Annotated in this window: 7 protein-coding genes and 1 other annotated feature; of the genes, 6 read left to right on the forward strand and 1 reads right to left on the reverse strand. The window is 47.3% G+C overall.

Annotation, left to right across the window (positions count from 1 at the left end):
• Nucleotides 1-26 precede the first annotated feature (26 nt).
• Nucleotides 27-3,128 carry an isoleucine--tRNA ligase gene (ileS, locus tag NC238_11690; GenBank protein ID MCM1566581.1) on the reverse strand — a complete coding sequence of 1,034 codons (3,102 nt, stop codon included), beginning with the start codon at nt 3,126-3,128 and terminating at the stop codon, nt 27-29.
• 96 nt (nt 3,129-3,224) lie between these two features.
• Nucleotides 3,225-3,493, reverse strand: a binding site (T-box leader).
• A 232-nt stretch (nt 3,494-3,725) separates the two neighbouring features.
• On the opposite strand from ileS, the gene NC238_11695 reads away from it, so the two are divergent.
• The 6 genes from NC238_11695 (at nt 3,726) to grpE (ending at nt 11,519) form a co-directional block, all read left to right on the forward strand.
• Nucleotides 3,726-4,694 (forward strand): stage II sporulation protein P, encoded by a 969-nt coding sequence (locus tag NC238_11695; protein MCM1566582.1) that lies wholly within the window; start codon nt 3,726-3,728, stop codon nt 4,692-4,694.
• A gap of 54 nt (nt 4,695-4,748) precedes the next feature.
• A complete protein-coding gene (gene murJ / locus NC238_11700; GenBank protein MCM1566583.1) occupies nt 4,749-6,308 on the forward strand; it encodes a murein biosynthesis integral membrane protein MurJ in 1,560 nt (519 codons plus the stop codon).
• Nucleotides 6,309-6,430: 122 nt separating this feature from the next.
• Nucleotides 6,431-8,236 (forward strand): translation elongation factor 4, encoded by a 1,806-nt coding sequence (gene lepA, locus NC238_11705; protein MCM1566584.1) that lies wholly within the window; start codon nt 6,431-6,433, stop codon nt 8,234-8,236.
• Between the two features lie 140 nt (nt 8,237-8,376).
• The gene (gene hemW, locus NC238_11710; GenBank protein MCM1566585.1) at nt 8,377-9,714 is read left to right on the forward strand and encodes a radical SAM family heme chaperone HemW; all 1,338 of its coding nucleotides are present in this window, start codon (nt 8,377-8,379) and stop codon (nt 9,712-9,714) included.
• A 158-nt stretch (nt 9,715-9,872) separates the two neighbouring features.
• Nucleotides 9,873-10,922, forward strand: a complete 1,050-nt coding sequence (hrcA, locus tag NC238_11715) for a heat-inducible transcriptional repressor HrcA (GenBank protein ID MCM1566586.1) — start codon at nt 9,873-9,875, stop codon at nt 10,920-10,922.
• 21 nt (nt 10,923-10,943) lie between these two features.
• Complete coding sequence (gene grpE, locus NC238_11720; GenBank protein MCM1566587.1) at nt 10,944-11,519, forward strand: nucleotide exchange factor GrpE; 576 nt, start codon at nt 10,944-10,946, stop codon at nt 11,517-11,519.
• Nucleotides 11,520-11,589: the final 70 nt, after the last annotated feature.

The following is an 11,589-nucleotide window of genomic DNA, read 5'->3' on the forward strand; positions in this document are numbered from 1 at the left end:
AACATTATACGGTTGAGCCAAAGCATTTAGATCCGTTCGACCCTGACGCCGGAATCATGGTCATTCAGGTTCACCTTAGTCAGGTCTGCGGTACTCGGTGTTTTTTCGATACTTTCAGCGAGCGTTTCTATTTTGATGTATTCCTGATAGCTTTGAATCGCACTCGTGACTTGGTCATCCCCATCGAAATAGATCCTGATGCGGTCCATCATTTCAAAATCATTACTCTTGCGCATCTGCTGGACTTTGGAGACGAGCTCTCTGGCCAGACCTTCATCGATAAGCTCTCTGGTCAGCGTGGTATCAAGAATAACGAACAGGTTGTTTTCCATTGTGACCGTGAACCCTTCTTTGGCTGAAATCGACACGATGACATAGTCCTTGACGATATTTAGCTGTTCTCCATCCACATCCGCTGAGAGCGATTCTCCAGCCTCCAGGGCAGCCGCAGCCGTTGAAGCCTCCAGGCTTTCCAGTGCTTTGCCGAGGAGTTTGATTTTCGAGCCGAAGACGGGTCCGGCAGTTTTGAAGTTTGGCTTTAGAATGAAATTCATGAAGTCGATTAAGTTATTCGCAAAAATAACTTCTTTTACATTGAGCTCTTCCTGAATCAGTGGAATCAAATCGGCGATCAGGACTTCATATTTCCCGTCAACTAGGATTTGCTGGATCGGCTGACGGACTTTGATCCTGACCTGTTCCCGGGCAGATCTGCCGAGGGTGACTAAATTCCTGACCAAATCCATTCTGTTTTCGACGTTCTCATCGATCATAGTCGAGACATATTCCGGATAATCTGCCAGGTGGACCGAAGTCTCACCGGTCAGGTTACGGTAGATTTCTTCCGCCAGATAAGGTGCGAACGGTGCTGAGATTTTGGCGATGCCGACCAGGATTTCATACGTGGTGTTATAGACGGCCTTCTTGTCGTCCGACAGGCCGGAATCCCAGAATCTGCGGCGGGAGCGCCGGATATACCAGTTGGAGAGGTCCTCGCTGACAAATTCCTGTATTTTTCGAACTGCTTTGGTCAGATCATAGACAGCGAGATTGGTCTCAACGTCATTGAGCAGGCCGTGATATTTGGAGAGAATCCACCTGTCGAGCTCCGGCCGCTTTTTGTATTCAATATAGAAATCGCTCGGGTCAACCTCATCGGTATTCGCATAGAGCGCAAAAAAGGTATAGACGTTGCGGAGTGTCCCAAAGAACTTGCTCTGGACTTCCTTGAGGCCTTCGATATCAAAGCGTTTAGGTGTCCAGGCCGGAGACACATAAAGCAAATACCATCTGAGCGTGTCGGCGCCGTACTGGTCAAACAGTTCAAACGGGTCTACCGTGTTGCCTTTGGATTTGGACATTTTCTGTCCCTGCTTGTCTAAAACCAGATCGTTGACCAGGACCCGCTTATACGGGGAACGGCCCATCACAAAGGTCGAGATCGCGAGCAGGGAGTAGAACCAGCCGCGGGTCTGATCAATCCCTTCACAGATAAAATCAGCCGGGAACAATTCATGGAAGTTCTCTTTGTTTTCAAACGGATAATGATGCTGAGCATAGGGCATCGCACCGCTGTCAAACCAGCAGTCGATCACTTCACTGACCCGGGTCATTGGTTTACCGCACTTCTCACAGAGGATATGAACATCATCGACGTAAGGCCGGTGTAGTTCGATGGTTTCGTCAATTGTTTCAACCGCTTTTTCCACAAGCTCTTTTCTGGAACCAATGGAAGCAGTATGGCCGCATTCGCAGCGCCAGATATTCAGCGGAGTCCCCCAGTAGCGGTTACGGGACAATGCCCAGTCATTGACATTTTCAAGCCAGTTGCCAAAACGTTTTTCACCGACAAAGTCGGGATACCATTCTACCGTTTTGTTATTGGCTACAAGCTGGTCTTTCAATTTGGTCATCGCGATGTACCAGCTAGGTTTGGCGTAGTACAGCAAAGGGGTCTGACAGCGCCAGCAGTGCGGGTAATTATGCTCCATTTTTTCCTTTTTAAACAGTTTGCCTTCGGCATGCAGCCACTTGATGATATCCAGGTCGGCATCCATCACAAAGCTGTCCTTCCAAGGCGTTGCGATGAATTTGCCCGATTCGTCCACCGGCTGAAAAACCGGCAGGTTGTACCGCTTTCCGGTGTTATAGTCGTCCTCGCCAAAAGCGGGTGCGGTATGAACGATCCCGGTGCCGTCCTCTGTCGTGACATAATCGGCAGTTGTCACAAAAAAAGCTTTTTTGTCGGCGGTTAAAAACGGCATCAGCTGTTCATACTCCATATATTCAAGCTCAGTGCCTTTTAATTCCTGCAGGACTTCATAATTGCCGCCGAGTACTTTCGGCGCAAGCGTCTTTGATAAATAATAGATCTCATCATTGCTGCGGACTTTGACGTAGGTCTCAGTCGGACTGACTGTGAGTGCCGCATTGGAGGGCAGGGTCCACGGTGTGGTCGTCCAGGCCAGGAAATACTCGTCAACTCCTTTGCGCTTAAATTTGGCGATGACGGTATTTGTTTTAATTTCTTTATAGCCCAGCGCGACTTCATGGGAAGCAAGTCCGGTTCCGCATCTGGAGCAATACGGAAGAATCTTGTGACCTTCGTACATATAGCCTTCTTTGAAGAATTTGTCCAGAATCCACCAGACGCTTTCAATATAATTGTTATCCAGGGTAATATACGGATGATCCAGGTCAATCGAATAACCCATCCGGACCGTCATTTCGCGCCACTGCTTTTCATACGTAAACACAGAGTCGCGGCATTTTTCATTGAACTGGGCGATCCCATACGCTTCTATACCTTGTTTGTCGGAAAGATTCAGCTGTTTTTCAACTTCGATTTCCACCGGCAGTCCGTGCGTATCCCATCCGGCCTTCCGTTTGACCTGAAAACCTTTCATGTTCTGATACCGGCAGACGGAATCCTTCAGGGTTCTGGCCATGACATGGTGAATACCCGGCTTGCCGTTGGCTGTCGGCGGACCCTCATAAAACACGAACGGTTCCGCGCCTTCACGGTTTTCAATTGTCTTCTGCAGAATATCAATCGAATTCCAGTAATCCGATATTTGTTTTTCCCGTTCAGCAACGGGCTTTTCAGCTAAAGATTTAAATTTTTCCATAGAGATTCTCCTTTATCAATTCATTAATGACTGTTAGTTCTTCGTCAACGCTCAAGTTATAATATGAAAAAAGTAAAAATCCCTAAGTATAAATAACTTAGGGACGACTAAACCGCGGTACCACCCTGATTATATGTCTGAGGTACATTAAAATACGTCAAACACATCACTCTTGCCCGTTAACGCAGGGCAGGCGGAACTTCTTACTGGGACCCTGTTAATTGATCACTTGACAGTGACAAGGTACATATTTCTGAAGTTCAGCTCCCGGGTGATTTTCACTTGAAAGTCAGCCGCAATCTCTCAGCATTCGATTGCTTTCTGTGGACTTTCTTTTAAGCTACTGTCCCATTCCTTGCTGCTTGATACTTGAATTGTCTTCAAATTATATCTATTATATGACATCTCAGGCGAAAATGCCAAGTACATCTTAAAAATTCTGCACGGTATAAATTCAACGTTAATGCAGGTGTAAATATTAAGGATATTTCAATGTTCTAAGACGGGTTTGTCCTTCATATTCCTAATTATGGAAAGGAGGAGATTATCCTGTTTTTTTGGAATACCCGTCTGAAAGCTGTTGGGGTCATACTACTCTTGGCACTGCTTGCATTTTCTGTTTACTTCTGCATTTCCAATGATAGTTTTCAGTATACCATAAAAATACTTTGCGAAAAAAGTTTTCCGTTTGAGCTTCTACTTCTGGAAGGCGCCCCGGGGATGTCTTATCCGCAGCGGACTTATATCAATGATACACGGAATTCCGCTGCAGGGATCGGGATGTATCTGCTGACCGGAGTCAACATATCCGATGCCCGGACGTATTTTTTAAGTTTTTATGCGCCTCCTTCCGAAGGGCCGACCTGGCTGGGCTGGGCCTATTATCCCAATGATCCTGAAATGGAGGGACCGCTGCTCGAGCCCCTTGATAATCCGTTCTATCATGACCCTGAACCAGTTAAAAGTGCGCAGGATGTCCTGGTGGGTATCTATCACACCCACAGTGCAGAGTCCTATTCGGGGGATGGCGGTGCAGATCGGTCAGCTGGAGGTGAAAACGGAGATATTGTGGAGATTGGACGGCTATTGGCTGAAAAATTGAACCAGGCAGGGATCAATACGGTACATTCCGAGGAGGTTAATGATGCTATCTATATCCAGGCCTACAGTCATTCCTATCTCGTAGCAAAAAAATTACTCGAGGAAAACCCAACAACCCGTTTGCTGATCGATCTTCACCGAGACGGACTTCCTTCCCAGGTGGGCAAAGATACTGCAAAGATTAACGGACAGGAGTGCGCCAGGGTCATGATTGTGATCGGTCAGAAAAATCAAAACTGGGAAAAGAATGATGCAATTGCGCGTGAAATTATTAAGATTGCGGAGAAAAATTACCCGGGACTGTTTTTCCCGAAAATTCGCTATGCCTCAGAAGCACGCTATAACCAGTATCTCACGGACGGGGCAATCCTGCTGGAAATTGGCAGTCAGCTAAACACGTTGGAGGAAGCACAGGCTGCAGCCGGACCCATAGCCGAAGTATTGAAGGAATATCTCGGTAAATGATATAATCTGCAGTAAGTGCATTTCTTTGTATATAGAAAGGTCCTTCAGCATCACATGACAAACAATCAAAAAATGATGAAAGCGGCAGGCTTCATGATGGCTGCCAACCTTGTTTCCAGGCTTCTCGGTTTTGTCAGGGAATCCCTGATGGCAGGACTGTTCGGAAAAACGGCGGCTACAGATGCGTATAATACGGCTTTTATTCTTCCTGACCTGCTCTACTGGCTGTTGGTCGGAGGGGTGTTGAGTGCTGCCTTTATCCCTGTCCTATCCGAATATATTGCCAAAGAAAAGGAAAAAGAAGGATGGAAAGTCGTCAGCTCGGTAACCAATGCGACATTTCTTCTGCTCTGTATCCTGGTTATCGCAGGCATGCTGCTGACTCCGAAGTTTATTGAGATGCAGGTACCCGGATTTAGTCCGGCGAATAAGGAACTTACCATCTATCTTACCCGTATTTTGCTGCTGCAGCCGGTCATTCTGGCTTTGAGCGGGATTACGATGGGCATCCTGAACTCGTACAAAATATTTTGGCCGTCCGCGCTGGGGACGGTCCTTTACAATGCCAGCGTCATCCTATTTGGAGCGCTTTGGGCTAATTCCGGTGAAGCCCGGAGTATCTCCGGTTTTGCGTTTGGGGTCGTCATCGGTGCTGCAGCTAACTTTCTTGTTCAGGTGCCTTCCCTGCGAAAGGTTGGCTTCCGCTACTATCCAATGATCGATCTGAAACATCCCGGGGTCCGGAAGATTATGGTCTTGGCTGTCCCGATGATTATCATGTACACCTTGAATCAATTTCAAGTCATTGTGAATTCCAACCTCGGTTCTGCGCTTGATCCGGGAAGCTTGACTGCGGTCTGGTACTCTTACCGTCTTTTCCAAGTCCCGGTCGGAATCTTCGCGCTGGCCATCGGTGTCGCTGTTTTTCCGACCTTAACAGAGCAGGCTGCTCTGAAAAAGGCCAAAGATTTTCTCGAGACGATCTCGAGTGCAATTCGGCTGATTATCTTTATTACGGTTCCAATATCGATTGGGATGGTCGTTCTGCGCTTTCCTTTGATCCGGGTTCTGTTCCAGCATGGTGAATTCAGTGCGGGGGATACGGATATCATGGCTGTGCCGCTGCTGTATTTTTCGCTGGGGATTACCGCTCAGGCTATTATTCAGATTCTGCCGCGCGCTTTTTATGCAATGCAGAACACCTGGATTCCGGTTATTCTTGGTCTCGTCGCCATGGCTGCCAGCATAATCTGGATGTACATTTTAGTAGGTCCTTTGGCTTGCGGCGGCTTGGCCCTGGCTGTAACTCTCGGAGCCATTATGCAAATGCTCTTGCTGTTTATCGTACTGCGCCGCAAGCTCGGCAAAATTGACGGGCGCAGAATTGCAGCCGTGTTTGGTAAAACCCTGGCAGCCGCTTTGGCTATGGCAGCTGTCGTCATGATTTGGGCGAATCTGCTGACCATTTGGGTCGGAATTGGCAAAATGGGCTCCACGATTGTTTTAATCAGCGGAGCACTCGTAGGCATGCTCGTGTTTTTTATAGTTGCCCGTCTGCTGAAGATGGAAGAGTACCAAATGGCCATCGAGATGCTGATCAAACGACGCAAATAAGGAGGACCGGGGGACAAAAGGACTCCCCCTGTCCCCCGGAATTCCGGAGCCGCCTTGCTTTTCAAGGCGGTAGTTTGGTATAATGATATGCTGGCATTATATTCGGGGAGAGAAGAAAATCCATGGCAAACGCTTCATCTAAAATCAGAAATTTTTCGATTATTGCCCATATCGATCACGGCAAATCTACTCTTGCCGATCGGCTGATTGAGTATACCGGAACCATGTCCACCCGGGAACTCAAGGAGCAGGTTCTCGACTCCATGGATTTGGAACGGGAGCGTGGTATTACCATCAAACTGCAGGCAGTCCGTTTGCGCTACAAGGCAAAAGACGGAGAGGTCTATGAGCTGAATCTGATCGATACTCCCGGACATGTTGACTTTTCTTACGAAGTTTCCCGGAGTCTGGCTGCCTGCGAAGGGGCTTTGCTGGTGGTCGATGCGGCCCAGGGTATTGAGGCCCAGACTCTTGCCAATGTCTATCTTGCTTTGGAAAATGACCTGGAGATCATTCCGGTTATTAATAAAATAGATCTGCCAAGCGCAGAACCTGACAGAGTCAAACAGGAGATTGAAGATGTGATTGGGATTGACGCGAGTGAGGCGATCCTCGCATCGGCCAAAATGGGGATTGGGGTCGAAGAGATCCTGGAAGCCATTGTCAAGAGGATTCCTCCGCCGAAGGGCGATGACGAAGAACCTTTAAAGTCATTGATTTTTGACTCAAAGTTTGATTCCTACAAAGGTGCGATCCCTTATATTCGATTATTTGACGGTAAAGTCTCCAAAGGAACGAACATCAGGATGATGTCCACCGGAAAAATGTTTGAAATCACCGAAGTTGGTGTTTTTACCCCAGGAATGACGATTGTCGATGAGCTGAGGGCAGGCCAGGTTGGCTATATCGCAGGCAGTATCAAGAATGTTGGGGATACCCGCGTTGGGGATACCGTGACGGATAACGACCATCCGGCTGCGGAACCGCTAGCGGGTTACCGCAAAGCGGTGTCGATGGTTTTTTGCGGCCTTTATCCGGTTGAAACCTCCGACTTTGACAGGCTGAAGGATGCGCTGGAGAAACTTCAGCTGAATGATGCGAGTTTAATGTATGAAAATGAAACGTCCGCAGCGCTGGGCTTTGGTTTCCGCTGTGGCTTCCTGGGTCTCCTGCACATGGAAATCATCCAGGAGAGACTTGAGAGGGAATTCGGTCTCAGTATTATCACGACTGCACCGAGCGTTGTTTATAAAGTCAATACCACGGCCAAGGAACAGATCTTTATTGATAACCCTGCGCTTCTGCCGCCTGAAGGAAAGATCGAATCGATTGAAGAGCCTGTGGTCAAGGCTACGATTATGGTACCCTCCGAGTACGTAGGTACCATTATGGAACTGAACCAGGAGAAAAGGGGTACGTTCCTAAACATGGATTACATCACCGCTTCCCGGGTTAGTCTTTATTATGAGCTCCCGTTAAGCGAAATTGTTTACGATTATTTTGATCAGCTCAAATCCCGAACCAAAGGGTATGCGTCTCTGGATTATGAACTGATTGGATACAAGGAAGCGGATCTTGTGAAACTCGATATCATGCTGAACGCTGAAATTGTCGATGCACTCTCTTTCATTGTCCATAAAGACAAAGCATATTCCCGTGGACGCAAACTTGTTGAAAAGCTGCGCAGCCTGATCCCGCGGCAGATGTTTGAGATACCTGTCCAAGCCGTGATCGGAGCAAAGGTCATTGCCAGGGAGAATATCCGGGCTATGCGCAAAGATGTTCTGGCCAAATGCTACGGCGGTGACATTTCCCGGAAACGCAAACTGCTGGAAAAGCAAAAAGAAGGCAAGAAACGCATGAAACAAGTTGGCAGCGTGGAAATACCCCAGGACGCTTTCATGGCCGTGCTCAAGATGGACGATTAATTTTTTGCTTTGCTCGGGTTAGACCCTAGGCACCTCCTGCACCGTCGCCGTGCTCCGCTTGGTGTTGACCATCCATTACGGTGACTTAGTCTGCAGCCTGGGAACGTAAATATTAAAAACCGCTGTATTAGGTGATTAGCATGACTTCTTTATATGTTCATGTTCCGTTTTGTATAAAAAAATGTTCCTACTGCGCATTCTATTCGGTGCCTTATACTGCCCCCATTATCGCAGACAGTAGAATATCCGGTAGCGTAGATGAAGCTGATCATATGTTATTGTCAGACCCGGCCTCCGATTTGGTCTCCGTCTATTTGCACGGACTGGAACGGGAGCTTGAGCTGCGAGCGAAGGAAGCCCCCCAGGGGGTTTCTTCTCTTTTTATCGGGGGTGGAACACCCACCGTTTTGAATGCAGGTCAGTTTGACCGGCTGCTCAGTCTAATTTGCCGGTATTATTTTCAGTCCCCGAACCGGACAAACCCAACAGATATTTCTGATCCAATAAAGAATCCCCTTAGCGATGCTTCCGGAAACGGTCAGGTTATCGAAAAGACAATTGAGTGCAATCCCGGTACACTCGACCGGGAAAAAATGATAATCTGCCGGACGTACGGGATTAACCGGATATCCCTCGGCGCTCAGAGCTTTGATGACCGTCTGCTGAAAAGCATCGGCAGAATTCATACCGCGGAAGATATTCACAGGAGCGTCACCCTTGTCAGACAATCGGGGATAGATAACCTGAATCTTGACCTGATTTTTGGACTTCCGGGACAGAAAATGGGAGATTGGCAGAATACGCTTCGCCAGGCCATCGCGTTGTGGCCTGAACACCTTTCACTCTATGCACTTACGCTTGAGGAAGATACCCCGCTGCATAAAGAATATGCATACAGTCAGGCAGGCAGTCCGGACTGCAAAGAAACCCTGGATGGCTTGAACAGCCGGAATCGCCTGGATCGTCTGCCGGATGACGATTTGCAGGCCGATATGTACGAATGGGCGGTTTCTTATCTTCAAAGCTGCGGCTATGGTCGCTATGAAGTTTCCAACTTTGCGAGGCCCGGTTTTGAATGCAAACATAACCGGTCTTATTGGCGAGGGCAGGATTATATCGGTCTTGGACCGGGGGCAGTCTCGTGCCTGCACAATGCTAGAACCAAGAATACGGAGGATATTGCGGGGTATGCACGGATGCTGGAATCAGGACAAAGGCCTTTGGACCCTTCTGCAACCGAAGTACTGACCAGAGAGCAGCAGATCTCTGAATTTATGATGCTGGGGCTGCGTACGGCAGATGGAATCGACACCGTAGAATTTTCTGCCAAATTTCAAACAGAAATTCAGGATATTTATGGACAAATTTTGCAAAACTATATTGATAGAGATATTTTCCGGCTTGCCGAAGGCAGGTTGAAAATTAACCCTGCCTGCTTTTTCGTGCTCAATGCGGTTCTGGTGGATTTCATTTTGTAGCTGAATTTAACGATGCTCTAAGCTGAATTGCAGCTGCATTGTACACGATTCGATGATGATTCCTCTTGACATTATTTTACCATCATGCTAAATTATGTTCAGATGATTAGCACTCACCTTGGTAGAGTGCTAACAAATCAATCGGAGGTGGCACTTTGATGGAAATGGATGAAAGAAAACACAAGATTTTAAAAGCGATTGTGCAGGATTATATTGCCACCGCGGAGCCTGTCGGTTCCAGAACCGTTTCCAAAAAGTTTGAGCTGGGGGTGTCTCCGGCGACGATCCGCAATGAGATGGCAGATCTCGAAGAGTTGGGACTTATTGAACAGCCCCATACATCTGCAGGAAGGATTCCTTCCGACTCGGGCTATCGCTATTATGTCGATTATCTGATGGATCCTTTAAGCCTGAACCATGATGAAAAGAAAAATATCAACCAGGAGATCACCAGCAGACTCAGCGAAGTGCAGGAAGTCATCGAATACACCGGAAAGCTTATTTCTCAAGTGACGAACCTGACCAGCATTGTACTTGGACCAAAAAGCCGAAGCGGTATTCTAAAGAATTTGCATTTTCTCCCCTACGAGCAGGGGAAGGCCATCATGGTGACCGTGAAAGAGAATGGTTCGGTAGAGAATAATATTGTCGATATCGGTCCGGATACAAGCCCGGAGGAACTTCAGATTCTGGCGAATATTTTCAACCAGAAAATGAGTGGAACCAGGGTACAGGATCTGAAAAAAGGCCTGATCAACGAAATATACAGCGAGCTCTCCAGAAAACGCCGCATTATTGATGGAATGATGGGTACTCTGGAAAGAATGTTTGATGATAAGGATGGAGAGTCCGAAGAACGGGTCTACCTTGGCGGGACATTAAATATGCTTGATCAGCCTGAATTCAGGGATATCAATAAAGTGCGAAGTCTCTTTTCCGTATTTGAGGAGAACAATAAGCTGAAGGAGCTTCTAAGTCATGATCAAAAAGGATTAAGTATCATGATCGGAGCGGAAAATGCTGATCAGGTATTTAAAAACTGCAGTATTATATCTGCAACCTACCAGGTTAACGGGAAACAGATTGGTTCAGTAGGCGTTTTGGGTCCGACCAGAATGGATTACGGCAAGGCGATCGCGATTGTAGACTATATGACAAACAGCTTGACCGAATTGCTGACAGAGAGGTACCGGAGGCCCCGGACTTAGATCAAGAAGGGAGGCAACTGCGTGAACAAAGAAAAAACAAATCAAGCGTCTGCAAACGCTCAGGAAGATAAAGAATACCAGAACATTGGGCAGGAGAATGAAGAATGCCTGACTGAGGAGATTGATCCTGTCGATCATTTGCAGCGCCTGCGTGAGGAAATTGAAGAGCATAAGTCCAAAGCGGAAGACTATTATGCCCAGATGCAAAGACTGAAAGCTGAATTTGACAATTTCCGCAAAAGAACCCAGAAGGAAAAAGAAGACACTGCCCGGTATGCTTCGGAAAGGGTCATACATTCCTTGCTGCCGGTCCTGGATAATTTTGAAAGAGCAATTGCTTCCAGTCGAAAAAACAACGATTTTGAAGCATTATCACAGGGTGTGGAAATGATCGAAAGAATGTTTCTGAAAGTCCTGGAAGATGAGGGGCTCAAGATCATTGAAACCGTCGGCCAGGAATTTGATCCGAATCTCCATGAAGCCCTGCTGAAAGAAGAATCCGACCAGCCGGAGAATATGATTCTGGAAGAACTTCAAAAGGGATATTATCTGAAGGATAAAGTGATCAGGCCCAGCCGGGTCAAAGTTTCAGGCTGATAGTATTAAGCTAAATCTCAGTCTGATCAAAGAGTATATGAGTTAAAAGAAACGAAAAATACGATATGAG

The organism is Dehalobacter sp., from assembly GCA_023667845.1.
GTDB lineage: Bacteria > Bacillota > Desulfitobacteriia > Desulfitobacteriales > Syntrophobotulaceae > Dehalobacter.

Bases quoted from the DNA above. Each gene is read 5' to 3' on its own strand.
- hrcA (MCM1566586.1), top strand. From the start codon at position 9,873: ATGGAAATGGATGAAAGAAAACACAAGATTTTAAAAGCGATTGTGCAG.
- ileS (MCM1566581.1), bottom strand. From the start codon at position 3,128: ATGGAAAAATTTAAATCTTTAGCTGAAAAGCCCGTTGCTGAACGGGAA.
- hemW (MCM1566585.1), top strand. From the start codon at position 8,377: ATGACTTCTTTATATGTTCATGTTCCGTTTTGTATAAAAAAATGTTCC.
- lepA (MCM1566584.1), top strand. From the start codon at position 6,431: ATGGCAAACGCTTCATCTAAAATCAGAAATTTTTCGATTATTGCCCAT.
- murJ (MCM1566583.1), top strand. From the start codon at position 4,749: ATGACAAACAATCAAAAAATGATGAAAGCGGCAGGCTTCATGATGGCT.